Annotated in this window: 28 protein-coding genes, 8 tRNA genes and 1 riboswitch; of the genes, 30 read left to right on the top strand and 6 right to left on the bottom strand. The window is 59.6% G+C overall.

Annotated features, from left to right (window positions below):
* Positions 1–82: 82 nt before the first annotated feature.
* From PTZ19_RS24800 to PTZ19_RS24760, 9 genes are all read left to right on the top strand, one after another.
* Positions 83–167 (top strand) — tRNA-Tyr (locus PTZ19_RS24800).
* Between the two features lie 33 nt (positions 168–200).
* A tRNA-Trp gene (locus tag PTZ19_RS24795) sits at positions 201–274 on the top strand.
* Between the two features lie 14 nt (positions 275–288).
* Positions 289–364: transfer RNA gene (locus PTZ19_RS24790), tRNA-His, on the top strand.
* Positions 365–386: 22 nt separating this feature from the next.
* A tRNA-Gln gene (locus tag PTZ19_RS24785) sits at positions 387–461 on the top strand.
* Between the two features lie 4 nt (positions 462–465).
* A tRNA-Gly gene (locus tag PTZ19_RS24780) sits at positions 466–540 on the top strand.
* Between the two features lie 10 nt (positions 541–550).
* Positions 551–624, top strand: a tRNA-Cys gene (locus tag PTZ19_RS24775).
* 12 nt (positions 625–636) lie between these two features.
* Positions 637–713: transfer RNA gene (locus PTZ19_RS24770), tRNA-Arg, on the top strand.
* A 6-nt stretch (positions 714–719) separates the two neighbouring features.
* A tRNA-Leu gene (locus tag PTZ19_RS24765) sits at positions 720–805 on the top strand.
* A gap of 184 nt (positions 806–989) precedes the next feature.
* Positions 990–1214 (top strand): hypothetical protein, encoded by a 225-nt coding sequence (locus PTZ19_RS24760; protein ID WP_276358359.1) that lies wholly within the window; start codon positions 990–992, stop codon positions 1212–1214.
* Between the two features lie 47 nt (positions 1215–1261).
* On the opposite strand, the gene PTZ19_RS24755 is transcribed toward PTZ19_RS24760, so the two are convergent.
* Positions 1262–2680, bottom strand: a complete 1419-nt coding sequence (locus tag PTZ19_RS24755; protein ID WP_276358357.1) for an MFS transporter — start codon at positions 2678–2680, stop codon at positions 1262–1264.
* A gap of 118 nt (positions 2681–2798) precedes the next feature.
* Positions 2799–3329 carry a TetR/AcrR family transcriptional regulator gene (locus PTZ19_RS24750; protein WP_276358356.1) on the bottom strand — a complete coding sequence of 177 codons (531 nt, stop codon included), beginning with the start codon at positions 3327–3329 and terminating at the stop codon, positions 2799–2801.
* A 300-nt stretch (positions 3330–3629) separates the two neighbouring features.
* Here PTZ19_RS24750 and PTZ19_RS24745 point away from each other — a divergent pair, with 300 nt between their 5' ends.
* The 7 genes from PTZ19_RS24745 to PTZ19_RS24715 all read left to right on the top strand — a co-directional run bounded on the left by PTZ19_RS24745 (position 3630) and on the right by PTZ19_RS24715 (position 8319).
* On the top strand, positions 3630–3923 hold the full coding sequence (locus PTZ19_RS24745; RefSeq protein ID WP_276358354.1) for a LiaF transmembrane domain-containing protein: 294 nt from the start codon (positions 3630–3632) through the stop codon (positions 3921–3923).
* A 41-nt stretch (positions 3924–3964) separates the two neighbouring features.
* A complete protein-coding gene (locus PTZ19_RS24740; protein WP_339329359.1) occupies positions 3965–4621 on the top strand; it encodes a PspA/IM30 family protein in 657 nt (218 codons plus the stop codon).
* A gap of 19 nt (positions 4622–4640) precedes the next feature.
* Positions 4641–5144, top strand: a complete 504-nt coding sequence (locus PTZ19_RS24735) for a PspC domain-containing protein (protein WP_276358352.1) — start codon at positions 4641–4643, stop codon at positions 5142–5144.
* 4 nt (positions 5145–5148) lie between these two features.
* The gene (locus PTZ19_RS24730; RefSeq protein WP_276358351.1) at positions 5149–5832 is read left to right on the top strand and encodes a PspA/IM30 family protein; all 684 of its coding nucleotides are present in this window, start codon (positions 5149–5151) and stop codon (positions 5830–5832) included.
* Between the two features lie 132 nt (positions 5833–5964).
* On the top strand, positions 5965–6603 hold the full coding sequence (liaF, locus tag PTZ19_RS24725; protein WP_276358349.1) for a cell wall-active antibiotics response protein LiaF: 639 nt from the start codon (positions 5965–5967) through the stop codon (positions 6601–6603).
* 16 nt (positions 6604–6619) lie between these two features.
* On the top strand, positions 6620–7672 hold the full coding sequence (locus PTZ19_RS24720) for a sensor histidine kinase (protein ID WP_276358348.1): 1053 nt from the start codon (positions 6620–6622) through the stop codon (positions 7670–7672).
* Positions 7669–8319, top strand: coding sequence for a response regulator (locus PTZ19_RS24715; RefSeq protein ID WP_276358347.1), 651 nt, complete (start codon positions 7669–7671; stop codon positions 8317–8319). Before PTZ19_RS24720 ends, PTZ19_RS24715 begins: the two co-directional genes overlap by 4 nt.
* Positions 8320–8430: 111 nt before the next feature.
* Here the strand turns inward: PTZ19_RS24715 and PTZ19_RS24710 are convergent, their stop codons facing one another.
* Together PTZ19_RS24710 and PTZ19_RS24705 are read right to left on the bottom strand one after the other, a co-directional pair.
* The gene (locus tag PTZ19_RS24710; RefSeq protein ID WP_276358346.1) at positions 8431–9216 is read right to left on the bottom strand and encodes an HAD-IIA family hydrolase; all 786 of its coding nucleotides are present in this window, start codon (positions 9214–9216) and stop codon (positions 8431–8433) included.
* A 139-nt stretch (positions 9217–9355) separates the two neighbouring features.
* Positions 9356–9721: a hypothetical protein gene (locus PTZ19_RS24705; RefSeq protein WP_276358345.1), complete on the bottom strand. Its 366-nt coding sequence runs from the start codon at positions 9719–9721 to the stop codon at positions 9356–9358.
* 237 nt (positions 9722–9958) lie between these two features.
* Here PTZ19_RS24705 and zwf point away from each other — a divergent pair, with 237 nt between their 5' ends.
* The 3 genes from zwf to PTZ19_RS24690 all read left to right on the top strand — a co-directional run bounded on the left by zwf (position 9959) and on the right by PTZ19_RS24690 (position 12560).
* A complete protein-coding gene (gene zwf / locus PTZ19_RS24700; RefSeq protein WP_276358344.1) occupies positions 9959–11509 on the top strand; it encodes a glucose-6-phosphate dehydrogenase in 1551 nt (516 codons plus the stop codon).
* A 27-nt stretch (positions 11510–11536) separates the two neighbouring features.
* Positions 11537–12166, top strand: a complete 630-nt coding sequence (locus PTZ19_RS24695) for a cyclase family protein (protein ID WP_276358343.1) — start codon at positions 11537–11539, stop codon at positions 12164–12166.
* Positions 12167–12275: 109 nt separating this feature from the next.
* Positions 12276–12560 (top strand): hypothetical protein, encoded by a 285-nt coding sequence (locus PTZ19_RS24690; protein WP_276358341.1) that lies wholly within the window; start codon positions 12276–12278, stop codon positions 12558–12560.
* Between the two features lie 57 nt (positions 12561–12617).
* Here PTZ19_RS24690 and PTZ19_RS24685 read toward each other — a convergent pair whose 3' ends face one another.
* A complete protein-coding gene (locus PTZ19_RS24685; RefSeq protein ID WP_276358340.1) occupies positions 12618–13748 on the bottom strand; it encodes a VanZ family protein in 1131 nt (376 codons plus the stop codon).
* Positions 13749–13952: 204 nt separating this feature from the next.
* Here PTZ19_RS24685 and PTZ19_RS24680 point away from each other — a divergent pair, with 204 nt between their 5' ends.
* The 11 genes from PTZ19_RS24680 (at position 13953) to PTZ19_RS24630 (ending at position 24797) form a co-directional block, all read left to right on the top strand.
* Positions 13953–14576: a YhbD family protein gene (locus PTZ19_RS24680; protein WP_276358339.1), complete on the top strand. Its 624-nt coding sequence runs from the start codon at positions 13953–13955 to the stop codon at positions 14574–14576.
* A gap of 56 nt (positions 14577–14632) precedes the next feature.
* A complete protein-coding gene (locus PTZ19_RS24675; RefSeq protein WP_276358338.1) occupies positions 14633–15319 on the top strand; it encodes a hypothetical protein in 687 nt (228 codons plus the stop codon).
* Positions 15312–15983: a polymer-forming cytoskeletal protein gene (locus tag PTZ19_RS24670; protein ID WP_276358337.1), complete on the top strand. Its 672-nt coding sequence runs from the start codon at positions 15312–15314 to the stop codon at positions 15981–15983. Before PTZ19_RS24675 ends, PTZ19_RS24670 begins: the two co-directional genes overlap by 8 nt.
* A 45-nt stretch (positions 15984–16028) precedes the next feature.
* On the top strand, positions 16029–17567 hold the full coding sequence (locus PTZ19_RS24665; RefSeq protein ID WP_276358336.1) for an MDR family MFS transporter: 1539 nt from the start codon (positions 16029–16031) through the stop codon (positions 17565–17567).
* Positions 17568–17803: 236 nt separating this feature from the next.
* Positions 17804–18169 carry a GntR family transcriptional regulator gene (locus tag PTZ19_RS24660; protein WP_276358335.1) on the top strand — a complete coding sequence of 122 codons (366 nt, stop codon included), beginning with the start codon at positions 17804–17806 and terminating at the stop codon, positions 18167–18169.
* Between the two features lie 7 nt (positions 18170–18176).
* On the top strand, positions 18177–19052 hold the full coding sequence (locus tag PTZ19_RS24655) for an ABC transporter ATP-binding protein (RefSeq protein ID WP_276358333.1): 876 nt from the start codon (positions 18177–18179) through the stop codon (positions 19050–19052).
* Complete coding sequence (locus PTZ19_RS24650) at positions 19049–19735, top strand: hypothetical protein (protein ID WP_276358331.1); 687 nt, start codon at positions 19049–19051, stop codon at positions 19733–19735. The genes PTZ19_RS24655 and PTZ19_RS24650 overlap by 4 nt, the downstream gene beginning before the upstream one ends.
* Before the next feature lie 249 nt (positions 19736–19984).
* On the top strand, positions 19985–20689 hold the full coding sequence (locus tag PTZ19_RS24645; RefSeq protein WP_276358329.1) for a DedA family protein: 705 nt from the start codon (positions 19985–19987) through the stop codon (positions 20687–20689).
* Between the two features lie 37 nt (positions 20690–20726).
* On the top strand, positions 20727–21914 hold the full coding sequence (locus tag PTZ19_RS24640; protein ID WP_276358328.1) for an MGDG synthase family glycosyltransferase: 1188 nt from the start codon (positions 20727–20729) through the stop codon (positions 21912–21914).
* A 99-nt stretch (positions 21915–22013) separates the two neighbouring features.
* Entirely contained in the window at positions 22014–23597 is a 1584-nt protein-coding gene (locus tag PTZ19_RS24635) for a peptide chain release factor 3 (protein WP_276358327.1), read from the top strand.
* Positions 23598–23624: 27 nt separating this feature from the next.
* A complete protein-coding gene (locus PTZ19_RS24630; protein WP_276358325.1) occupies positions 23625–24797 on the top strand; it encodes an alpha-D-ribose 1-methylphosphonate 5-triphosphate diphosphatase in 1173 nt (390 codons plus the stop codon).
* A 192-nt stretch (positions 24798–24989) separates the two neighbouring features.
* A riboswitch (cyclic di-GMP riboswitch) is annotated at positions 24990–25080 on the top strand.
* Between the two features lie 58 nt (positions 25081–25138).
* On the opposite strand, the gene PTZ19_RS24625 is transcribed toward PTZ19_RS24630, so the two are convergent.
* Entirely contained in the window at positions 25139–26296 is a 1158-nt protein-coding gene (locus tag PTZ19_RS24625) for an HD-GYP domain-containing protein (RefSeq protein ID WP_276358323.1), read from the bottom strand.
* Between the last annotated feature and the right edge of the window lie 58 nt (positions 26297–26354).

Here is a 26354-nt window from a genome sequence, read left to right as displayed (position 1 = left end):
CAATTGGTAGAGCAACTGACTTGTAATCAGTAGGTTGGGGGTTCAAGTCCTCTCGCCGGCACCAGGTCATCTCCGTTACCATGGAGGCTTAGCGAAGTGGCCAAACGCGGCAGACTGTAAATCTGCTCCCTCTGGGTTCGGTGGTTCAAATCCATCAGCCTCCACCAGTTTTACCTGGCCGGTAACCCCATACTTACCATAGGGGCATAGTTTAATGGTAGAACAGCGGTCTCCAAAACCGTTAGTGTGGGTTCAACTCCTGCTGCCCCTGCCAATACGAATAGCATGGCGGTCGTGGCGAAGTGGTTAACGCACCGGATTGTGGCTCCGGCACTCGGGGGTTCAAGTCCCCTCGATCGCCCCATCTTTACAAACAACCTTCATATTGGGGATTAGCCAAGCGGTAAGGCAACGGACTTTGACTCCGTCATTCCAAGGTTCGAATCCTTGATCCCCAGCCATCTCGCGGACGTGGCTCAGTGGTAGAGCATCGCCTTGCCAAGGCGAGGGTCGAGGGTTCGAATCCCTTCGTCCGCTCCACTTTGTTTATGGCGCCATAGCCAAGTGGTAAGGCAGAGCTCTGCAAAAGCTTTACCCCCAGTTCGAATCTGGGTGGCGCCTCCAACTTCATATCGCGCGCCCTTAGCTCAGCTGGATAGAGCGTTTGACTACGAATCAAAAGGTCAGGAGTTCGAATCTCTTAGGGCGCGCCACTTTATGCCGGTGTGGCGGAATGGCAGACGCGACGGACTCAAAATCCGTTTCCCGCAAGGGAGTGGGGGTTCAAGTCCCTTCACCGGCACCATACTTATCGATTATCAGCCTTGGGTTCAGGATTGAACCCAAGGTTTTTGCTTTGTGCGCGATTCGACAAAATCTTGTCCCGGTTCGCGGATGGGTGGTATAATGTTCCTGTCTGATCCGATGACAAATCGATAACGGCCAGTTCGGGCGTTTGGTCGATGGAATGACCGGAAGGAGGATCGGATTTGCGGATTTCGAATTGCATCGTGTGCAACAAGGTGTTCCAACACGAATTGCCGACTGTCAGGCGCTGCCCCGAATGCCAAGCGGAGAACGAGCAGGTGTTGAGAAAGGTGAAGGACATCATCCTTGAGAATCCTAAGCTGACCGTTCAAGACTTGAGCGATATTTCGGGACTTCCGTACCGCCAGATCATGGAGTGGATTCACGAAGGAAGAATCATACGCTGATGAACGAATACGGCACTCCGCCCTGATGGGCAGAGTGCCGTTTGCGTTTATCGCGCAGCGGTTCGCGGCATGAGGTTCTCGGCGCTTTTTTTCTTTTCGGAGCGTCCTGAGGCGAACAAGGCGCATCCCAAGCCGAGCGCGATCATGCCGGCGCTGACGAACAGGGCCGGAACGAGATGTTCCCCGAAGTCCGCGGGCGTCCGGATCGGATCTCCGGTTTGGAAGATCATGCCGTTAAGGGCGATTCCGAACACCCCGCCGAGCTCGCGGGTCGCGTTGCTGATGCCGCTGGCTTCCCCCGAGGACGAATCGGGCACGGAGGTTAGAATGCCATGGGAAAGCGGCGTAAAGCTGAGTCCCATCCCAGCGCCGGCCAGCATCATCAGAGGCATCTGTTCGGCGAAGGGGACGCGCACTCCCTCCGATAGGATCAACAGGGCGAATCCGGCCAATGCCGCCCCTTGCATCAGCAGACCGGCGGAGAGAATGCCGCGGCTTCCCCATTTGCCGGCCATGAGCCCGGCGAGCGGCGCCGCGATCATCGTGCAGCCGGTCCATGCCATCGTCCGGACACCCGCCCCCAGCGCGCTGTAACCTTGCGCTTGCTGCAGGAACAGCGTCAGGAGGAAAATCGCGCCGAAGATGCCCGCGTTCAACCAGAAGCCAGTCAGGATATAAGCGGCATAACGGCGGCTGCGGAACAAGTCGAAGCGGACGAATGGTTGTTTTCGCGTCCGTTCCCACAGCCCGAACAGGAGAAGCAGCGCGGCACCGCCGGCGAGCGAAGACACGACGAGCGCGGATCCCCAACCCTTATCGTTTCCGTTTTCCAGCCCGTATACGATACCGAACAGACCGGCCGCCAGCAGCACAATGCCAAGCGGATCGATCGGTTTGCGCTCGCCCCTCTCTTCCTTCAGCCAGAACAACCCCCCGATAATGGCCAGAACGCCGACCGGAACGTTAATCCAGAAAATCAATTGCCAAGGAGCGCCTTCCACGATCGCCCCTCCGATCAGCGGGCCGACCGACAATCCGAGCCCGGAGATGCCGGACCAGATGCCCAGCGCGGCCGCCCGCATTTTCTCGGGAAAGGCCGAGTTGACGAGGGTCAAGCTGAGCGGAACGATCGCCGCTCCCCCAATCCCTTGCAATGCCCGGGAGAGGATCAATTGAATGGAGCTTTCGCTCAGTCCGGACAGGGCGGAACCGAGCGTGAAAATCGCGATGCCCAGCAGAAACGTTTTTTTTCGCCCGAAACGATCGCCCATCACGCTGAATGGAATCAGCAGTACCGAGAAGGCCAGCGTATAGGCGTTCATGAACCATTGCAGATCGGTCAGCGAAGCGTCGAATGACTTCTGGATGGAGGGCAGCGCGACCCCCAGCACCAAATTGTCGAGCATCGCCATGAACAAAGCGGCACAGGTGACGGCGAGCAAACGGATTCTCGAAGCGGTAAACATGGAAACATTCCTCGCTTTCAAATTAATTTATTAATAAATAAATGAGAGGCCCGAGAAAACGACTTTGCCGTCCGCCGGGGAACGAAAAAGCCGTTTGGTCCGAAACGGCATTGCCGTTTCATTGATCTTGCCAAGGGAGCAGTTTGGGCAGGGACAAAGTTTCCGCCAGGACGCAGACCATTCCCAATCCGAAGAAGACGCTGGCCTGGAACTCCGGGTCCGGAATGCCCGCTCCCCGGAACCGTTCCTTGACCAGCTCGTATACCCGGTCGAATTCCTGACGGGCGTAGTCCCTGACGGAAGGCTCCGGCGTCGTGAAGGCGGTCATCGTGAGAAGGATCTCATTCCGATGGGTATCGAGCAAGTTCTTGAACGCTTCGCCCATCGCGCCCATCAGGCGTTCCGGCGGCGCTTCCGCGGTATGGAACGCGTGCATGATGCGCTGCGTGGCTTGCTCTAAGACGGCGAGATACAACGTTTCCTTCGATTTGAAGAAATGAAACACGTAGGGTTGCGTGACCCCGACGGCACGCGCCACGTCCGCGGTCGTCGTTTTGTAATAGCCCGATTCCGCGAACAGCGCGGCTGCTTCTTCCAGAATCTGCTGCTTCCGGTTCGTCGAAGCATCGTCCCGATCTCTTGGTGTCATAGGGGAGGTCCTTTCCATTTATTTATTAATCGATAAATAAAATATAAAGGTCCGGTTTGCCGATGTCAAGAGGGTGGTGCTTAAAATGTAAAGAAATGCAGAGGGCGCGACCGATCCGGTTGACGATACCGGGTTCCCGCGGGCGGCATCGGAGCCAACCCGGGTCCGAGCCGCGAAGGTCCGGAGGCTGTCCGCCCCCCCGACCGGAGTCCAGGGTCAAAAACATACGCGGGTCCGTTATGCGAAAACCGGGCTCCGTTTACAATGAGAATGTGAGCTGGAGGAAAAGAGGTGAGGAACATGAAAAGAGGAAACGGGTTGGCACTGCTTCTGATCGCTTTCGGTGTTCTGCTGGTGCTGGGCAAACTCGGCATTTTCGGATGGTTGATGGGAGTGCTGATTCCGGTCCTGGTCATCGGACTCGGCGTGGTGGCCTGGAATAACGGCAGCCGGTTTCTCGGAGGCGTCATCGGCGCCATCGGTGCTCTGATGCTGCTGGGCAAATTGTCCTTCCTGTTCGTATGGGCGGCAGCGATCGCTCTGATCGTCTTCGGAGTATCGATGATCCGCCGCCGGCATAGCACGGGATTGTAAGAAGGAAAGTCGCAGGAAACGGAGGGAAGCGCGTGAGCGTGATGAGAAGGGTAAGGGACATGACGGTGGCCACGTTGAACGATCGGTTGGAGAAGGCGGAAGATCCGGTCCGCGTGATCGATCAGTTCCTGTGGTCGACGCACCAGGAAATCGTCCAAAGCGAGCAACTGCAGCGGCAGTACGCGGCGCACACGGACGGCCTGTACCGGCAATGGAAAGACGCCGAACAATGGACGCGCAAGCGCGAGGATCAAGCGCTGACGGCGTTGAAGGCCGGAGAAGAACAGGCCGCCAAGCTGGCGCTCCAGGACAAAGTGGCGCACGAGGAGCGGGCCGAACGGTACCGTCAGCTCTATGAGCAGAGCCGCCAGGAGCTGAACGATTTGGAACAGCTGCTCCAGGATCTGCGAAGCGAATACCGCGCCGTATACGACCGCAGGCAATTCTACGTCGCCAAGATGGAATCGCTTCGGCTGCAGCAGCGTCTGAACGCGAGGTTCGATACGGGGACGGGGGACCCGTCCAGCATGTTCCGCAAGCTGGACGACCGGCTTACCGACCTCGATTTGGAGGCGCGCAGCCTGAGGGATCTTCGCCGCATAGGCCAGGAGTCGGTGCTGCGCATCGGCACCGTCGTCCAGGAAACGATCGAACGCGAGCTCCAGCAGTTGAAGCAGAAAATGCAGCAAGGACATTAAAAAGGAGGGACCAGCGTTCATGCGCAGGTTGTATCGTTCGTCGCGGGACAAAAAAATATTCGGCGTCTGCGGCGGGCTGGCGGATTACTTAGGCGTCGACGCCACGCTGCTCAGAATCCTTCTGGTCGTGGTGACGGTATTCTCGGGGGGAGCGGTGCTGTTCGTCTATATCCTCGCGGGATTCATCATCCCGCGGGAGATCGACGGATTTCACGGCGGCTACGGAAACGGGGGCATACCCTACGGATCCGGATGGCCCGGCGCCGGTCCATCGGCCCACCACCATACGCCGCAATACGGCAATCAAGGCTGGCCGCCCGGAAACCAATGGCCGGGAGCCGGCGTGCCGCCGACCCCGCCGCCGGTAAGACCCGCGCCTTCGGCCGCTCCGGTCCAGGAGGCTCCGAAGCCGCAAGGGCTGGACGCCATGATGGAGGACATCGAGAAAAAAGCGCTTCGTCGGGAAATCGAAGAACTGAAAGCCAAATTGGACAAAATCGAGAAAAATTCGAAGGGAGAATAATCCAATGGGAGTATTCAAAAGAATGAAAGACATCACGAAGGCGTCGATTCACGATCTGCTCGACAAAATGGAAGATCCGATCGTCATGCTGAACCAGTATTTGCGGGACATGGAAGTGGAGATTCGCGAAGCGGAAGTCACGGTGGCCCGCCAAATGGCGGCCGAGCGCCGGATGAAGCAGCGCCTGGACGAAGCCGCCCGCCTGAGCTACGAACGCGAATCCCAAGCCGAGCAAGCGCTGCGCGGCGGCAACGAAACGCTGGCCCGCAAGCTGCTCGAAGAGAAAGTGCAGTACGATCAGCAGGCGGCCGATCTGGCCGGACACCACGCGCAAGCGAACGCGCAGGTCGCCGAACTGACCGCCCAGCTGCATGAAATGAAAGAAGAGTTCTACAAGCTGCGCAACAAGCGCAACGAGCTCGTCGCCCGCGCCCAAATGGCCAAAGCGCGTAAGCAAATCGCCCAGGTCAGCACGCTGCACACGATCGAGACCGGCAACGCGTCCGCGGGATTCCAGCGCATGGAAGAGAAAATCCTGCAGATGGAGGCGGAAGCCGACGTGGCCCGCATTCCGGGCTCGCCGCTCGCCGGCGCGCCGATCCGCCTGGATCCGGAAAAATCGCTCCGGGTCGAGCAGGAGCTCGCGGCGCTCAAAAGCCGCATGGCTCCCGCGGCGGAAGCCGAGTAATCTCCCGCATTCTCGCGGAGGAAAAATTATGATATGATTATGCAATGCGTGTCGAATCGCCATAACGGGTTTTTCCGTTATGGCTTTCGGCGTAAAAGCGGGTTACGCGCAGCGGGGGAGGTGCCACCGGTCGTGAAATTGTCGAATCACTCCATATTGTTTCTGGCGGCCGGTTTTTACCTTCTGCTTGGCGGCATCGCCGGTTACGCAACGGTGAACGCCGCCATCCTGCTGGCGCTGGGCATCTACCGGTTCCGAACCGACCGCAACAAGCTGGCGATCGTCGTGATGGCCGTCAGCACGTTGGTTCTGATCATCAACCAATTCGTTTTGTTCGCCCTGATCGTGCTGCTCTCGCTCGGCTTTTATTATATCCGCTCGCGGCCGGCGGCCTCGGGGTTGTACCGCGGCGCGCATCGGATGTTCCTGAACATGCGGCTCGACGAACGCTCCTGGGTGCTGCAATCGATGAGCTACTGGCAAGTGGTCGGGGAGATCCGGATGGACATGACCCTCGCCATTCCCGAGGATAAAGAGACCTCCATCGTGCTGCAAGGGCTGGTCGGCGACGTCGACCTTACGGTCCCCGAGGATTACGGCCTGGAGGTCGAGGCGTCCGTGTTGATCGGCCAGATCGGCTTCCGGCAATCCCGCGACGGCGGGGTGCTGCACCGTTTGTCTTGGCGGTCCCCCGATTACGATCGGAAGGAATACCGATTGAAACTGCAGTTGTTCTATCTCGTAGGAGATATCAAGATCCGAACGGTGTAAGGGAGGGAGCAGACGGATGGAATCGCGGAAAGTCGCCAATATGGTATGGCGTCAAATGGGGGAATCCGTCCTCTACTCCCTGGGCATCGGAACGCTTGTGCTGTATCTGCTCATCCGTTACGGGCTGGTCGGCGAGGTGTACCGTTGGGGCTCGCTCGTCCCGTTCATATTGACGACGATCGGGGTGCTGACGGTCGGCGGCGCGGCATTCGGATTCCTGCGCGGCTATCCGATCCGCCATCGGCTTAAGCTGCTCAGCGAGACGATGATGCTGCTCGAGAAAGGAAACCCGAGCCCGCCGCTGCCGCCGCTCGGCAACGACGAGATCGGGCGGCTCGGCGAGCAGTTGGGCAAATTGGGACGCAAGTGGGAGGAGCAGGTGAACACCCTCCAGCGCTTGTCCAGCAACAACGCGGAGCTCGCCGCGCAGGCGAAGATGAGCGCCGTGGTGGAAGAGCGGCAGCGGCTGGCCCGGGAGCTTCACGACGCGGTGAGCCAGCAGCTGTTCGCGATCTCCATGACGGCGACGGCGGTCGGCCGGACGCTGGACCAAGATTTCGAGAAGGCGAAACGCCAGATCCAGCTGATCGAAGAGATGGCTTCGGCCGCCCAATCCGAAATGCGCGCGCTGCTGCTGCATTTGCGCCCGATCCATTTGGAAGGCAAACGCCTGTCGCAGGCGATTCCGGAGCTGGTGCAGGAAATGAAGGCGAAGGTGCCGGTCGACATTTCGCTCGACATGGAAGAGGACCTGCCCCTCAACAAAGGGATGGAAAACCACCTGTTCCGCATCGTTCAGGAAGCGTTGTCCAACACGCTCCGTCATGCCAAAGCGACGAAAATGGGGATCGAGTTGCAGAAGCGGGGCGAAGCGGTCCGGCTCGGCATCCGGGACAACGGCGTCGGTTTCGACGTTATGGACAAAAAACAGGCCTCCTACGGTTTAATGAATATGGAGGAGCGGATCAACGAGCTGGGCGGTTCGTTTCAGATCATCTCCGCTCCGGGCAAAGGAACGAGAATCGAAATACGGGTGCCGATCATGGCGGATGGAGGTCAAACGGGTTGAAAGAGGATAAAGTCAAGGTACTGCTGGTCGACGACCATGAGATGGTACGCATCGGCCTCGCCGCCGTGCTCGGCACGGAGGACGGGATCGAGGTCGTCGGGGAAGCCGGCAACGGAATGGAGGGTCTCCGGCTGGCCCGGGAATACAAGCCGGACGTGGTGCTGATGGACCTGGTGATGGAAGGAATGGACGGCATCGAGACGACGCGCCGCCTGACGGAGGAAATGCCGGAGTGCCGGGTGATCGTGCTCACCAGCTTCCTGGACGACGAGAAGATGTATCCCGTTATCGAAGCGGGCGCCTTCAGCTACTTGCTCAAGACGTCGCGGGCTTCCGAGATCGCCGACGCCATCCGGGCGGCGGCCAGGGGCCAGTCGGTGCTGGAATCGCAGGTCGCGTCGAAAATGATGAACCGTTTCCGCCGCCCGGCCCAGGCCGAATCCTTGCCGCACGAAGAGCTGACCGAGCGGGAGATGGAAGTGCTTCAGCTCATCGCCCAGGGCAAATCGAACCAGGAAATCGCCGACGAGCTGTTCATCGGGATCAAGACGGTGAAATACCATTTGACCAACTTGTTCGGCAAACTGGGCGTCGAAGACCGCACGCAGGCGGCGATCTACGCCCATCGCCACGGCTTGGCGAAATAAATACTTTGAAGAACGCGCCCCCCTTGGCCTTGCCGGCTTAGGGGGGCGCGATTTTTACGCTCCCGCAGGAACGCGGGAACGTGGGGGCAAGCCGATTCGTCCGGATTATCCCTACTTCCAGACTTTCATCAGGTCGGCGATGGAATCCCAGACGACGTCGGGGCGGTATTCGCCTTGATCGGCATCTTGCCGGGTGGCCGAGCCGGTCAGCACCAGCGCGGAAGCCATTCCGCCCCGGCCGGCCATCGCGATATCCGAACCCAGGCTGTCGCCGATGACCATGCATTTTCCGGGCGGGAGCCCGATCAACCGCAGCGCGGTCTCCGCCATGATGGCGGACGGCTTGCCGACGACCACCTCCGGCTCCTTGCCGGTCGAATAGGCGATCGCGCCGATCATGCCGGCTACGTCCAGGCAGTCTCCCTCTTCCGTCGGAACCATCCGGTCCGCGTTCGTGGCGATGATGCGTGCCCCGCCGCGGACGGCCCGAAACGCCAGGTTCAAATCCCGGTACGTAACGGTCTCATGCAGCGTGATGACGAGCCAATCCGCGTCTTCGGGGCGGGAGGCGTGCGGGATGCCGAAAGACGCCAGTTCCCGGGTCAACCCTTCCTCGCCGAGCACCCAGACCCGGCAGCCCGGATGGCGATCCCGCAAATACATGCCGGTAACGGTAGAGGTAAGCAATATGGACTCGGCAGGCACCTCCAACCCCATTCGCGCCAGCTTGTCCCTGCACATCGCGCGCGACAGGTTGCCCCGATTGCTCACGAAAACGAAGCGTTTGCCTTCCCGTTCCAGCAGCCGGATGGCATCCGCGGCGCCGTCGATGAGCCGGTTCCCCCGGTAAACGGTGCCGTCCAGATCGATGAGAAAGCCCTCGATTCCATCCACCATGCCTGAGCCCCTTTATCCTTACAGGATACGAACGAATACTTCCATTGTCGTTGCGGCACTCCCCGTCTGTCAATCGCGGAGCAAAGAAAAAGCCTGCCAACGGATTCAGCAGGCTTCTCGATGATGGTTTGCAAAGAAGTTACAGGAGCAGGATCGATTCCACGGCTTTCAGAGGCACGCTTTCACGCGGAAACATCGGGTATGGCGACGGCGGCTCCGGGCCGAGGGGGGCGAGCGACAATCCGTCCCAGCTTTCCGCCGGCTGGGGCGCCGGATCGATCCGCGATTTGCGAGTCCGCCTGCGCGACGTCCGGCGGATTCTCGCTTTGCGCGAAACGAATGCCTCTTCGCCGCTTTCCTCTTCGCCGTTCAAGACAAGCCGCCCGGAAGAGCAGGAAGTGAGCTGCCCGATTTTGCGGCTGCCGTCCTTCATCAGCACCATGACCGCTCTTCCGCAATAGGGCAGGATTGCCTTCTCGACGGGCTCCAGCATTAGCCCAAACATGGTCCCATCCTCCTTTCCATGGGTCGCTGAAGCATTGTATTCAATGTCGGGCGTTTGCGCATGGGCATGAATCCGTATACGGATTCGATATCGGGGAAGGAATTACAAATGTTTTCCAGAAGGACATGGCAGAGGCTGGTTGATTATGCTAAACTACAATACGTATGAACGATCCCAACAGGCCGCGTTCGCCCGCCGGCGACCGCCCCAAACCCGCCTGGAAGAAAGATGAGGGCCATGACGGACAACAAAACGGACAACCTTTCCGCGCACGCGGTGTATTTCATTTTCGGAGCTACGGGAGACCTGGCCCGACGCAAACTGTTCCCGGCTTTCTACAGCCTGTACCGGGAGGGCAAGCTGGGCAAACGGTTCGCCATCGTCGGGCTGGCCCGGCGTCCCCGCACGGATTTGCAGTTCCGCGACGACGTGCATGAATCGATCCGGGAATTTTGCCGGTACAAGCCCGGCGAGAAGGACGATTGGGCCGAGTTCGCCGAGCATTTCACGTACCAATCGCTGGACATCAGGAACGTCGACGGGTTCCGCGAGTTAAAGGCCCATACGGAGGAATTGGAGAAAAAGCACCAAATTCCGGGCAACCGCCTGTTTTATTTGGCGCTCGCGCCGGAGCTGTTCGGCAAGGTGTCCCACAACCTTCGGGAAGGGGGCATGCTGGAGTCGCAGGGCTGGCACCGGCTCGTCATCGAGAAGCCGTTCGGCTACGACTACCCGTCCGCTCAGCGCTTGAACGAAGAGATCAGCCGGGTGTTCAAGGAAGAGGAAGTGTTCCGCATCGACCATTACCTGGGCAAGGAAATGGTCCAGAACATCGAAATGATCCGATTCGCCAACGTCTTCTTCGAGCCGCTGTGGAACAACCGGCATATCGCGAACGTGCAGATCACGCTGGCCGAGACGGTCGGCGTCGAGGAGCGGGGCGCGTATTACGACAAATCCGGCGCGCTGCGCGACATGGTGCAGAACCATATGCTGCAGATGCTGACGATGATCGCGATGGAGCCGCCTAGCCGCCTGGACGCGGAAGACATCCGGGACGAGAAGGTGAAGGTGCTCCGCTCGATCCGGCCGTTCCATTCCGCAGACGAGGTGCGTCGCCGGATCGTCCGAGGGCAGTACGCCCACGGTTCGCTCAAGGGCAAGGAGTTCAAGGGGTACCGGGAGGAAGATTCCGTGAACCCCGAGTCGCATACGGAGACGTTCTTCGCCGCCCGCGTGTTCGTCGACAATTTCCGTTGGGCCGGCGTCCCGTTCTACGTGCGGACCGGCAAGCGGCTGCCGGTGAAGTCGACGGAAATCGTGATCGAGTTCAAAAACGTGCCGAACAACGTTCTGTTCGCCCGTGCCCAGGACTTGACGCCGAATTTGCTCGTCATCCGCGTGAACCCGATGGAGGGCATCTACATCAAGATCAATGCCAAAAAGCCGGGCAACGACATGACGATCCAACCGGTGGCCATGGAGTTCTGCCAAAGCTGCCAGATCGGAATCAACACGCCGGAAGCCTACGAACGTTTGATTTTCGACGCGTCCCGCGGGGATTCCACCTATTTCACGCGTTGGGACGAGCTCGCTGCCGCTTGGCAGCTGATCGACCCGATCGCGCATGCTTGGAAGGAGCACGGCATCGAACCGGCACTGTATCCCGCGGGTTCTTGGGGACCGGCGCAAGCCGAGAAGCTGCTGCATGAGGACGGCTTCCACTGGTGGCCGGTGGGCGGGCAGGACGAGGATAACGTGATCTGGGTGCGGAACAGCGAAAATTAACGGGTTGCAGGGGAGGATGGCCGGACGATGGGTTGGGGACGATTGATCGACATCAGCATGACGATAGAAGAGGGCATGCAGGTGTGGGACAACCTCGCGCACAAGGAGCCTGCGATCACCAACGTGCAAAATCATGACCAAGGCCAGCCGCACGAAAGCCAGCTGAACCTGAACGTGCACACGGGCACCCATGTCGATGCTCCGCTCCACATGATTCCCGGAGGGGACACCATCGAGACCGTGACGTTGGAGCAGCTATGCGGACCGGCCCGCGTGATCGATCTGACGGGCGTGAAGGACCATATCTCCAAAGAGGATCTGCTGCCCTTCGCGATCCGGCGCGGGGAGCGGATTTTGTTCAAAACGTCGAGCTCTTACAGCGAACGGTTCGATCCGGATTTTCCGTATTTGCGCGTGGACGGAGCGGAATATCTCGCCCAAATCGGGGTCGCGGCGGTCGGTACGGATGCGCTCGGCATCGAACGCGCCCAGCCGGGATATCCGACCCATCGCACGCTGATGCGGAGCAATGTCGTCATCGTCGAAGGACTGCGGCTCCGGCACGTCGAAGCCGGCAACTACACGCTCGTCGTGGCCCCGCTCAAGCTGACCGGCATCGACGCCGCGCCCGCCCGGGCGTTTCTGGTCGGAGACTAACGATGTTGGATAGGAAAACTCTGTTTCCTCGCCGAGGGGATAGAGGGTAGAGGATTGGATTGCTTGGACCCGCAGGATTGCGGGTCCTTTGATATGGAGGATTATTCGGTTGAAGACGTTTCTCGTGATCAGCCAGTTTCTATACGCGTTATGCATCATCCCATGGCTGCTCATATGGGGAATTTCCTTCATGAGCTTCGATCAGGGTTTCTCTTGGTTTGGCGTTGCTTTGGTCACGGGAGTCGGCATTTATCCGATCGCGGCCGTTATCAGTTCGATTCTCGCCTGGATCCTTCGCAAACGGCGCAAGCGGTTGGCCATCCTGTTTAACTTCATTCCGCTGCTCTGGATTCTCGGACTAGGAATACCTTTTGTATATATCAATATGGCTTGAAAGCGGCCTTCCGATCGGGGGAGAGCCGCTTTTCCGCTTTGTTGCCGGTTCGCCCGGCTAGGCTTGAGATACGGTTGAGGAAGCGGCGGTTCGGGCGTTCTTGCGCGCGATCCGCGCCAAGTCGATCACGTGCCCGGTTCCGCTTAACGCCTCGTAGAAAGGTTTGCGTCTCCGGTTGAGCAGGCATCGGAGCAGGTCCCCGGCGAATACGGCGTAATACGCCATGACCGCCAGCATATACAAACCGATCGCCAACGGCGGAATTCCGGAGCCGGCAAGCGCCGGGATAACGGCCGCCGGCCCGTAAAGCAAGCCGTACCGGATCAGAAACCCGCGCGCCTGAACATTCTCACCCCGTTCCTGGAGGCGAATCCGCACCGCCCACTTGCCGATCGTGCGTCCGCCGGCGGCGCAAGGAAGAACGATGGAATACGCGGCAGCGAGCAGAGGGAAGGCCAGCGGGATCCGGAAGGCGGCGAGCGCCGCGAGCGCCGGAAGCAAGACGAACCCGTCCAGCGCGAAGGCGACCGCTCTTCGGGTATAGCTGACGCGTTTTTTCGCCAGATCGACCCGTTCATCCAACCGATCGGCGCGGGGAAGATGGGCGGACAGCCAAGCCGCCGCGGCGAATCCGAGCATGCCGCCGGCCGCGTTCGTCAGGAGATCGTCCACGTCGAACAGCCGGTACGGATAGTCGAAAATCCCGTACAGGCCGGTGACCTGCGTGATTTCGAAGAAGAGCGACAAGCCGAGACCGGCGGCCAAACACGTTGCCGGCCGGACGCGAAAATAGCAGCGCAAAAACATCCCGAAAGGCGCCGTGAGCAGTACGTTGAACGCGGCTTGAAGAAACGCGCGTTCCGCGAACAAGCGCCCGTAAGTCGAAGGTTGATCCGCCTGAACGGCCGTTTCCCTGACGATATCGGACACAAAATGGAACGGGATCCATTGCGCGTAGGAGCCGGAGGAAGGCGGATCGTTATGAACCGAAGCGGGCAGGGGGAGAATGACGAGAAACAAGGCGTTCAGCAAATACAGGAGCAATAGGTAGAGCATGAAGGCCCGGTACAGATGGATATATCCATGCCGGCGGTATTGCACGACGAGGAAAGGCATCGTGAACAGCGCCGCGGCGATCGGAAACGACAAGAAAGCATAACGGATCGGGAAGAGATAAGATTCGAACATGGGCGCACCTCCTTCAATGCCTGGTTTGCGCGGATGACGGCGAAACGTTCCTCACCCTATCGTAGTCCCGGAAGTCTCGTGCGGCAATCGACCCCGGGTCTGCCTAAGCCCCCGACTCCAGGCGGGTTTTTCATCAAACGGCTTCGTTTCGCTTTACAACGTAACAATGTTATGTTACGATGCAAAACGTAAGGAGGCGAGAGCATGGAGCGCGAGCTCATTTCCAAGAAGGACCTGCTGGATCAAACGGGGATTTCCTACGGCCAGTTGTACCGATGGAAGCGGAAGCAGCTCATTCCGGAAGAGTGGTTCATCCGCAAATCCACGTTTACCGGCCAGGAAACGTTTTTTCCGAAAGACCTGATCCTCGCGCGCATCGACAAGATCCTGAACATGAAGGACGATTTGTCCCTCGATCAGGTAGCGGGAAAGCTTTCTCCGTCCTTGCCCGACTATGAGATGCGCAAATGCGATTTAATGAAACGTAACATTGTTTCGAATGTAGTGCTGCAAAGATTCGCCGGGCAAGACCCCGATCCTACCGTGTACGCGTTCGAGATGATCCTGTACCTCTACGTGATCGACAGCCTGCTGCAGGCCGGCGACATGAGCTTGGAGGAAGGGGAGCGATTGCTGGCCGCAATGCGGGACCATTTTCCGAATTTCGAAGGCAAGCCCTGCGAACTGATTTTCCTGCGCAAAATGGGCGTCTCGTCGTTCGCGCTCGTGTCCGTGCCGTCGCAAGTTTATTTCGACAGCGGGGTCAAGATCGTGGCCCGCTTATCAATGACGGAAGCGATCGAGCGGTTGAAAAGCAAATTGATTTGAGCGGAAGCGGGGAGCTTGGACTCCGTCAACCGCCCGATTACAGGAGGGAACCAGGGATGGACAACCAACCGTATGGCGACTTGAACATGAGCGGCGTGGGCAGCGCGGGGGGCGGCCGCTATCGCCGGGTGAAGCTGGAAGGCGTAGGAAAAGTGAACGGGAACGTGTCGGCGGACGATTTCCGGCTGAACGGGGTGTCGACCGTGCGGGGAAGCGTCGAAACGAAATCGTTTTTCGCCAATGGGAAATTGAAGGTGGAAGGCGATGTCTCGGCGGATCAAGCGGAAATGGACGGTTTGATCGACGTCGGGGGCTCGCTGACCGGCCACGAGGCGGTCTTGAACGGTTATCTGAAAATCGGCGGCGATTGCGAATTCGAGCGTCTGCGCGCGGCCGGCGGTTTCGAGGTCGGCGGCATGCTGAACGCGGGCTTCGTCGATATCGCGCTTTACGGCCAAGGAAAAGCGCGGGAAATCGGCTGCGAATCGATCCGGGTGCGGAAAATCCCCAAGAGCCGGTGGAAGGAGGCGCTGCGGAATCTGTTCCCGAGGTGGAGACCCGAGCTGCTGACCGGCACGATCGAAGGGGACGATCTCGACTTGGAGCACACCGTCGCCTCCGCCGTGCGCGGCAACCGCGTCACGATCGGCCCCGGCTGCCGCATCGAACGCGTCGAGTATCGAACGGAATACCGCAAACATCCGGGAGCAAAGGTAGGAAAGGAGTGGAGGACCGGTGAGTGAAACCGTTCTGCCTGATTTGAGGCTGGTCGGCACGTCAACCGCGGCGGGCGGCCGGTACAACCGGGTCAAAATTACCGGCGAATGCGAGGTATCCGGCGACCTGGCTTGCCGTAAAATGTCCGCGATGGGCAATATTTCGGTCGAAGGCACGTTAAGCAGCGACGAGCTGAGTCTTACGGGAGAAGCCGTCATCCGGGGCACGGTGCGCGCCGGGACGATTCGGGGCAGAGGCGAGCTGAGGTTCGCGAACGCGGCGCGCGTCGATAAAGTCGATTTTACCGGGAACGTGAGCGTCCGCGGAGACCTGGAGGCCGAAAGGTTTCTCTTGTCCGGCGCTTGTTCGATCGACGGCTTGCTCAATGCGGACCTTCTGGAGATTCGACTGTACGGACCTTGCCGCGTCAAGGAAATCGGAGGAGAGTCGCTAGTCGTGAAGCGAAGCCGCGTCTCGAAGCTGATGGGTTTGGTGAACGCCGGAGGCCCGGCGATGCTGACCGCGGACGTCATCGAAGGCGATTCGGTCGAACTGTCGAACACGGAAGCGGGAGTCGTGCGCGGCAACCGGGTCGTCATCGGTCCCGACTGCGCGATCGGCAAAGTCGAATATCGGACGTCGCTCGCCGTCCATAAGAGCGCGGTCGTCAAGGAACGCGTTCGCATCTGAAGGAATTTCAATCCCTATATAGATAACGTTAAGGAGTGGATACGTTTGGCGCAAAAGCAAAAAAGCCTGGGCGTCGTGATCGCGGGCTTGCTGCTGGGCATTCTGATGGCCTCGATGGACAACACGATCGTGGCCACCGCCATGGGCAACATCGTGGCCGAGCTGGGCGGGATGGACAAATTCGTCTGGGTCACCTCGGCTTACATGGTGGCGGAAATGGCGGGCATGCCGATTTTCGGCAAACTGTCGGATATGTACGGACGGAAAAGGTTTTTCATTTTCGGACTGATCGTCTTCATGGCGGGGTCGGCGTTGTGCGGCACCGCGACCAATATCACCGAGCTGGCGCTGTACCGGGCGGTGCAGGGCATCGGCGGCGGCGCGCTCGTGCCGATCGCGTTCACGATCATGTTCGACGCGGTTCCGCTGGAGCTGCGGGGCAAGCTGGGCGGGCTGTTCGGCGCGGTGTTCGGCATGTCGAGCATTTTCGGCCCGCTGCTCGGCGCTTATATCACCGACCATATCCGTTGGGAATGGGTATTCTACATCAACCTGCCCTTAGGCTTGCTGGCCTTCCTCATGATCGCCTTCTTCTATCGCGAGTCGATCGAGCATGCCAAGCAGAAAATCGACTGGCTGGGGGCGTGCTCGCTGCTGGGCGCGGTCGTCTGCCTCATGTTCGCGCTGGAGCTGGGCGGCAAGACGTATGCTTGGGATTCCGTTCAGATCTTGAGCTTGTTCGCGGGATTCGCGGTGCTCGCCGTATTCTTCCTGTTCATCGAGACGAAAGCGGAGGAGCCGATCATTTCGTACTCGCTGTTCCGCAAGCGTCTGTACACCACCAGCGTCTTAGGCGCTTTGTTCAGCGGCGCGGGCTTTATCGTCGCCTCGGTCTACATTCCGATATTCATTCAAGGGGTGCTCGGCGGATCGGCGACCAATTCCGGTCTCGTGCTGCTGCCCATGATGCTCGGGTCGGTCGTCACGGCCACGGTCGGCGGCTTCCTGATGACGAAAATCCCTTACCGCAACATTCTGGCGCCGTGCTTCGCGATCTTGGTCGCCGGCACGATTCTCGTATCGACGCTCGCGCCGGATTCGACCCGGTTGCTCGTGACGGCTTACATGGTTTTGATCGGACTCGGCATCGGCGCTTCGTTCTCCGTGCTGGGCAACACGGCCGTTCACGGCTTGCCCGCCCGCCAACGCGGCACGGCCAGCTCGACGCTCAATTTCGTCCGCTCGCTCGGCATGACGATCGGCATCACCGTATTCGGCATCATCCAGAGCCACGATTTCCTCGGCAAGCTGTCCGGCGTGTTCGGAGCGGGGGAAGGGAAAACGCCGCTGCCGCAAGGGGTCGACTTCAAAGATCCGCACTCCTTGCTCGCGCCGGAGACGAGGGCGAACATTCCCGCAGACGCGCTGGACCGGATCTCTTCCCTGCTGTCCTCTTCGATTACGCATACGTTCGCCTGGGCGATCATTCCGGTCGTGCTGGCGCTGCTCGTCTCGTTCTTCATGGGACGGACGAAGCTGGATCCCCAAGAAATGCAATCCGCAGAGTATTCGGCAGGGCACTGAAAACATCTGGCGAGGGCCGGACGCGCCTGTTCGTCACGCGACCCGAACTCCGCATTCCGATAGGAATCGCGGAGTTTTTTCATTGAAGCGCCGCATGGGATCAGGAAGAGGATTCCGATTCTTCAGCCCTGCCGCGGCAGCTTTTTTTTGCGTTTTGCCGATTCGCCGGTTGACAATCGTTTCCACCGGCATTATAGTATGTTACATGACTAACATACCGATAGGGTGATCGCGTGATGGCGACCTTCGACGACGGGCAGCCGATTTTCCAGCAGGTGGCCGACAAAATCGAAGACGATATCCTGACCGGCATTTACAACGAAGAAGACCAGATCATTTCGGTGGCACAGTTCGCCCGGACGTTCGAGATCAACCCGGCGACGATCGTCAAGGGCATCGCCCTGCTCGTGAACGAAGGCATTTTGTACAAGAAGAGAGGGCTCGGGATGTACGTGACCGCAGACGCCAGGAAAATCATCAAGGGTAAAAGAAAGGACCGGTTCTACAACCAGCTCGTGCTGAAGCTGCTGGACGAAGCCGAGAAGCTGGAGCTGACGGCGGACGAAGTGATCGAAATGATTAAAAAAGGGAAGAGGAGCTGATGCGAGAATGAACGCGATCCTGGAATGCGCGAACGTAAACAAGAGCTACGGGAAGACGGACGCCGTCCGCCAGCTGGACATGAAGCTGGAGGAGAACGTGGTGTACGGCCTGCTCGGCCGCAACGGCGCGGGCAAGACGACTTTGCTCAATATGATAACGGGAGGGATCTCCCCCGATTCCGGCCGTATCGAAGTCGCGGGGCTGAACTTGCGCCCTGGAGACTCGCCGAAGGACACGTGTTACGTCCGGGAGAAAAACTACCACTTCGGCGGGGCGAAAGTCGGCGAGATCCTGGAAATGGCGTCGGCCTTCCATCCGAACTGGGACGCGGCTTTTGCCCAAGATCTGCTCAAGGCGTTCAAGCTGAACCCGAACAAAAAAATCCGCCAGCTCTCCAGGGGGATGGAATCGCTTGTCGGCAACGTCGTCGGACTGGCGAGCCGGGCGCCGCTTACGATTTACGACGAGCCGGTGCTCGGGCTGGACGTGCTCATGCGCGAGAAGTTCTACAGCGTGCTGATGGAGGATTACGCCGAACATCCCCGCACGGTCCTGCTGTCCACCCACCTGATCGACGAGATCGCGAAAGTGGTGGAGAAGGTCTACATCATCGAAGCCGGCAGCATCCTGCTGGCCGACGACGTGGATAACATCCGTTCGCGGTCCTACATGCTGACGGGCAGCAGAGAGAACGTAGAGCGGTTCACGAGCGGGAAACGCGTCATCTACCGGGAGTCTTACGGCAGCGGAAGTTTGGCCGCGGTGTTCGGCGCGATCGGGGAAGACGAAATCCGGATGGCGGGTCAAATGGGCATTACGATCGACGGACTTCCGCTGCAGAAATTTTTCGCTTATTTCATTGAAGGGAGCGCAAGCGCATGAGCAAAACGAGGGCAATGTGGAAGGCTTCTTACCTGCAGCTTCGGATTTATCTATGGTGCGTGGCCGGTTTCGTGGCCGCCGGCTTGCTTGCGAATATCATCGTCTCTTTGTCCGTCGGGGACAACGGCGAAAATGCCCAAGTTTCCTATGCCAACATGCTCGGCATTTTCCTGATTTTCGTGGGCAGCGTGCTGCCGGTCAGTTTCTTCAAGCGGATCGTCAACCTGGGGGCGACGCGACGGGATTATTTCAAGGGGTTGCTGGCGGTCTATGCCGCGTGGGCGGCCGGGTTCTCCTTGCTGAACGTGCTCTGGTTCCCGATCGAGGCGCATGTGATCTCGGACTATCGGCTAACGTTCAATATCCTGGAAATTTTCGGCTGGACCCAATTCGGTTACGCCGGCATGTTCCTCTATCAGTTCGGCGTTTACATGCTGCTCCTGTCGCTGTTCACGCTGCTGTTTTCCGGACTGCGGCATGCGGTCGGATGGATCCTTTGGGCCGCTCTTATCACGGCCATCCCGGTCGGCACCTCGGTTCCCTCGCTCCGTCCGCACGTGGCGGACGGGTTTCTGACGCTGCTCTTCAACGATTCCTTGTGGCAAGGCTTCGGCCTGACGATCCTGCTCAGCGCCGTCTTCCTCGCGGGCAGCTGGCTGTTCACGAGAAGACGGGTATTCTAAAGCGAAAAGCGGCGGTATTCCGAGCCGCAAGCGACAGCCAGGCCCGCATCTGCAGTTGTCGGCCTGGCTTGTTTCGTTGCGCCTCGAATCGGGATCCCCGCCGGCTGCCGGCGCCGCTCCCCGTCTTCCTGTCCAGTCCGCCCCCCGACTGAAGTCCGAGGCCGGAACCGAACCGCGGTTGGTGCCGGACGGCAAACTCGGCCGCTAGAATGAAAGCAACGCCGGAAAAGCGAATGGCAGGTTAAACGCATGAACACGATTGAGATTTGGATGGAGCAGTTCGGATATTTGGCGTTGTTCTTCGGATTGATGCTCGAATACGTCGCGCTGCCGTTTCCCGGAGAGCTGGTCATGGGTTATTCCGGCTATCTGGTTTCCGAAGGACGTCTCGGTTTGCCGCTTGCCGTGTCGATCGCCTGGCTCGGAACTTCGATCGGCACGACCGTCACCTACTTCGTCGGGCGAAGGCTCGGGTACCCGTTTCTCGTCAAGCACGGACCCAAACTGTTCCTCGGCCCGAGGAAGCTCAAGAAAGCGGAGGACGGCTTCAAAAAATACGGCAACAAGCTGCTGTTCTTCTCGTTCTTCGTCCCGGGCGTGCGGCATTTTACCGGTTATTTGGCAGGCATCCTGAACGTGCCCTTCCGCCAGTACGCGCTTTATACGTACGCCGGAGCCCTCTTCTGGACCGCCGTCTTCATCGTCGGAGGCCGCATGCTCGGCACCCGGTGGGACATGATCCACGAGATCGCGTCCCGTTATGGCAAGGAGGCGCTGATCTATGCCGCGGCGCTCGTCTGGTTCTTCTATTCGTACCGCCGATCCCTCCACGATCCGGCGGACCGGATGCTCCGGAAGAGGGATGGCGGCGATCCGCCCGGGAGGAGCTGGCTGCTCGCCGGCGCATTAGGTTCGGCTGCGGGCATGTTCGCGTTGTCGGCGCACATTCCGTGACAAAGAGCATGTTGAACGTACAAAGGAGGATACCGAGGTGTTGGAACCGGCGAAGAAACCCAAAATCCTGATTCTCTCCGGCGCCCTCGGGGACGGCCATCTTCAGGCGGCCCGCGCGATCCGGGAGGCGGCCTTGGACGGCAATCCGGGGACGGAAGTCGAGGTCGTCGATTACATGGCGTGGACGCATCCCAAGCTCCATGCGGTCGGCAAATTCTGTTACGAGCAATGGATGAAGAAGCTTCCTTCCTTGTATGGCTACCTGTTCCAGAAAACGCGCGGCGACAGCCCGTTCTCGAGCTTCGTCAAAAGGGCCAAGTCCTCCAGTTTGGAGCGGATTCAGCAACTGCTCAAGGAGAAACGTCCGTCCGTCGTCGTCAGCACGTTCCCGCTCGCCGCCGCGGCGATGTCCGCGCTCAAAGCCCGAGGGCTGACCGGTTTGCCGGCCGTCACGGTCATCACCGACCATACGGACCACAGCTTCTGGATCCATCCGTTTACCGATCGGTATATCGTCGGCTCCGAATCGGTCCGCAGAACGCTGCTGCGCAGAGGAGTTCCGGCCGGACGCATTTCGGCGACGGGCATTCCGATACGCCTCGCTTGCCAACGGTCCTACGACCGCGCTTTGCTGCGGGACCTCCACGGGCTCGACCTCGCCCGGCCGGCGGTGCTCGTCATGGGCGGGGGGCTCGGCATGATCGACAAAGATTTCGTCGGCCTCTTGAAATCGGGTGGGTTCGCAAGCGGCGCGCAATTCATCCTCGTATGCGGGCGCAACGAGAAGCTGCGGCAGCAGCTCGAGGGGGAGCTGGGGGACGCATCCGGCCGCGTTCGCGTGTTGGGCTACGTGGAGCACGTACACGAGCTGATGGCGCTATCCGACCTCATCGTGACCAAACCCGGCGGCTTGACGACGTCCGAAGCGCTGTCGCTCGAACTGCCGATGCTGCTGTTCAAGCCGCTTCTCGGACAGGAGAAGGACAACGCCGCGTATCTCGCGCGGATCGGCGCCGCGGTGGAAGCCGGCAGCGTGGCGGAGCTCGCGGGGATGCTGACCGGGTTGCTCGGGGATCGAGAGCGGCTGGCGGCCATGAAGCGCGCGGCGGCCCGGTACCGGCCGGCCTCGCCTTCGCCGGATGCGGTGCGCGCGATCCTGGGAGCCAGGAGCGCGGGGTTCCCGATGCGGGAAGAGGCTGCGGAGCCGATATACGCGAAAGCATAATCGGGCGGAATAAGGCGATGATTCCCGATCCGAACAGATGACCGCAAATGTGATATAATATGGGCGGTCATTTTTTAAACAGAAGGGAAATTCGCCCATATGAGCACATCGCTTCGCGATGAATTGCGGCAGGAAGTCGAGCGGCGCCGCACGTTCGCGATTATTTCTCACCCCGACGCGGGGAAAACGACGCTGACGGAGAAGCTGCTCCTGTACGGAGGCGCGATCCATATCGCCGGCTCGGTCAAGGCGCGCAAAGCGGCGCGCCACGCGACGAGCGACTGGATGGAAATCGAGAAGCAGCGCGGGATTTCCGTCACGTCCTCCGTTATGCAGTTCCAATACGCCGGCAAGCAGGTCAACATCCTCGACACGCCGGGCCACCAAGACTTCAGCGAAGACACGTACCGCACGCTGACCGCCGCGGACAGCGCGGTCATGTTGATCGACGTCGCCAAAGGCGTCGAGGCCCAGACGATCAAGCTGTTTCAGGTATGCAGCAAACGCGGCATTCCGATCTTCACGTTCATTAACAAGCTGGACCGGGAAGGGCAGAATCCGTTCGACCTGCTCGAAGAGATCGAGCGCGTGCTCGGCATCCGCTCCGTGCCGATGAACTGGCCGATCGGCATGGGCCGGGAGCTGTGCGGCGTGTACGACCGGATGAAGAACCAGGTCGAGCTGTTCCAGGGCAACGACCACTCCACGATCGCGGTCCGCAAGGTCGAAGATTACCGCGACCCGGTCATCCGCGAAATGGCGGGCGACTACCTCGCCGACAAGCTGATCGAGGAGCTGGAGCTGCTCGACGTGGCGGGCGATCCGTTCGACTACGAGAAGGTGAAGGCCGGCGAGCTGACGCCCGTGTTTTTCGGCAGCGCGATCAACAATTTCGGCGTGCAGACGTTCCTCGAGAACTTCCTGCAGCTGGCGCCTTCGCCGACCCCCCGCAAGAGCACGGACGGACCGGTCGAGCCCGAGAACGAGAAGTTTTCCGGCTACATTTTCAAAATCCAGGCCAATATGAACCCCGCGCACCGCGACCGTCTGGCTTTCTTGCGGATCTGCTCGGGCAAATTCGAGCGCGGCATGTCGGTCCGACACGTGCGGGCCGGCAAGGAGATCAAGCTGTCCCAGCCGCAGCAGTTCCTGGCCCAGGACCGGGATATCGTCGAAGTCGCCTATCCCGGGGACATCATCGGCTTGTTCGACCCGGGGATTTTCCGCATCGGCGATTCGCTGAGCGAAAGCAGCAACGTGGTGTTCGAGGAACTGCCGACGTTCTCTCCGGAAATTTTCGCCAAAGTCTCGATCAAGAACGCGCTCAAGCAGAAGCAGTACTTGAAAGGGCTGGACCAATTGACCGAGGAAGGCATGGTCCAAGTGTTCCGGTCCGTCGGCCCGTTCGAGGATACCTTCTTGGGCGTCGTCGGCCAACTGCAGTTCGAGGTGTTCGAGTATCGGATGAAGAACGAGTACGGCGTGGACATCCTGCTCAGCCGCACGCCGTTCCAATTCGCGAGATGGATCGTCGGTAAGGCCGACCCGTCCAAATTCCGGATCAACTCCACGTTGGTCAAGGACAAGAACGACAATGACGTCGCCTTGTTCGAAAACGAATACGCCATGCGCACCGCGATGGAGCGGATGCCGGACGTGACGTTCCTGGAGACGGCTCCTTAAAATTTCGCTGGAAACGGAGTTGAAACGATGAGCCGGTTGATCGTAAAAGGGGGACTGGCGGTACTCCCCCACGAGGTGATTGAAGCGGATATCATCGCCGAACGGGGACGCATGGCGGCGATCGGACCGGGCTTTGCCGAGGAGGCGAAGCCAGGCGACACCGTCGTGGATGCTTCGGGACAATGGGTGCTTCCCGGGCTGGTCGACATCCACTGCGACGCGATCGAGAAGGAGACGGAGCCGCGGCCGAACACGCTGTTCCCGATGGAGATGGCCTTCCTTCAATTCGAGAAAAAGCTGGCCGGTCACGGCATCACGACGATGCTGCATTCGTTGTCGCTGGGCGTAGGGTTAAGCTTAAGGGGAGAACACCTCGTTTCCGAAATGATCGGCTTGATCCGCTCCTTCCGCGAAGAGCGGGCGATGATCCGGCACGGCATCCATCTGCGCTACGAGGTATCCCACCTCACCGGCATGGCGCTGGCGAAACGGCTGATCGGGGAAGGCGCGATCGACTATTTGTCGCTGATGGACCATGCGCCGGGGATCGGCCAATATCGCAGGCCCGGCGCGTTCCAGCGATACGTGATGAAAAACCAGGGCGTCGGCCTGGAAGAAGTGTCGCAAATCGTCGCGGAACTCGAGGAGCGGCGGGCGCGCGTCGATTGGGACGTCCTGCGTGGGCTGACGGCCTATGCGCGGGAGCGGGGAATCGCCGTCGGTTCCCATGACGACGATACCCGAGAGACCGTAGACCGCTCTCTCGGGTATCACGCAAACATCTCCGAATTCCCGCTTGATTTGGACACCGCGGGATACGCGGCCGAACGCGGCATGCGGGTGTGCGTCGGCGCGCCGAATATCGTGCGGGGCGGTTCGCACGACGGCAACCTGAACGCCGCCGACGCGGTGAAGGAAGGCGCGGCGGACGTCCTGTGCTCGGATTACCATCCGGCTTCCCTGCTCCATGCCGTATTCGAACTCGAACGCCAAGGAATCCCGCTGGAACGGGCGGCGGCGATGGCCTCGCTGCATCCCGCTCAAGCGATCGGCCGGGGGAAGGAGCTCGGTTCGCTCGAGCCCGGCAAAGCCGCCGATCTTATCGTGGTGCGCAAATGGAAGGACGTCCCGCTCGTCGCCGCAACGGTCGCGGGAGGCACGTTGGTACACGTGAGCCGGGATATGCAGCCGTTATCTTAATTCCGCATGAGACATCAAAAAGAACCTTCCGGGATACATCGGATCCGGAGGGTTCTTTTTGTCGAAACTTGATAGTCCTAACGGACTAAACAAGTAAGACTTTATTCTCAAAAAAGAGGATGACAATGATATCCAATTTGGATACAATCTAGAGTGGGAAGAACCTATGAATAGAATCGCCCCAACCTCATAATCGAATAAAGGCACACCCGCCGAAAGACGGGGCCGCAAAACCACGGGGCTAAAGCGCGATGAACCGCGCCATGCCGGCCAGGTCGCCGAATCATGAGAAGTATAGAGAAATGCCCTCTCATATTCGAGGGCATTTTTTTATTTTCTCCTTATTCGGCCGTCACGGGCGCCGCGCCAACGATGGTCAAGTTTCGGTTCACGGCCAGGTCGACCGGATAGGGCCGAACGACCGGCGTTCCGTCCGCTTCGCGGATGATTTGCACGACCGGCCGGTGGTTCAGGGAGCTGTCCGCGCCGGATACGACGCCGATTTGGCCGTTGCTGAGGCGAATGACGGAGGCAACCGGAAAAACGAAGACGTTCTTCAGGAACACCCAGATCAGCGACATGTCGAAGTCGTAATTCCCGGCGGCGAACAAATACTCCACGGCATCTCCCGGGGTGAAGGCGCTGCGGTAATGGCGCGGGGAAGTCAAAGCGTCGTAGATGTCGGCAAGCCCGACGATTTGGGCGAATTCGGGCGTGTCGTCGGCTTTCAGTCCGAACGGGTAGCCTTCTCCCCGATAACGTTCATGATGGAGCAGGGCGCATTTGGCGGCAGCCGCGGAGACGTCGGGGAGCATGGTCAAGATGCGGTAGCCTTCCGTGGTATGTTGGCGCATCAGGGATTTCTCGTCCGGACGCAGCTGCCCGCTCTTGCGCAGCAATTCGGGCGGCAGGGTCGTCATGCCGATGTCGAAGAGCAGTCCTCCCAGTACGAGTTCATAGAGTCTGGACGTGTCGTAATCTTTGGCCAAGCCGATGATGCCGGACAGCAGTCCTACCCGCAGCGAGTGCTGAAACACGAAATGGTCGGTGACGTACAAGACGCCGAGTTCTTCCGCCAGCGACCGTTGCCGGACGATTTCCGCGAAAACGCCGCGCAGTCTGCGAAGCTGATTGTCGTCGCGCAGAGGGATGGCCATGTTTCCCAGGTCGCGGTCTGATTCCGTCATCAGCAATAGCTCGTAACAAGCGGCTTCCCTGGCTTTAACGTCGTTTTTCTTCGACTCTCTCTCGTCTGCGGACAACAATTCCCATCTGGAAGGACGCTGGGGAGCCGCGAACTTGGAAGGTTTTCTGGATGAAACGGACGAATCGTCGTGTTCCAGCACGAACACCGAATCGATGCCGAGGTTTTTCAATCGCTCAATGTACTGAGGGGTAAGAGCCGTACCGGATTCCAACATCGTGACGCCGGTTTTGCCCGTGACGGGCCGGGCCAGCAGGTTGCCGGGCGCCACGTCGCGCAACTTCAATTCTTTCAACTTCGGTCTCTCCCCTTTTCATCCATACCGCCGGGTCGAACAATGTTGATAGTTGGAC

This window comes from Cohnella caldifontis, assembly GCF_029360585.1.
In the GTDB taxonomy this organism is placed as follows: Bacteria; Bacillota; Bacilli; order Paenibacillales; family Paenibacillaceae; genus Cohnella; species Cohnella caldifontis.
The sequence above is the reverse complement of the archived record's forward strand: the minus strand, read 5'-3'. Positions and strand labels throughout refer to the sequence as shown.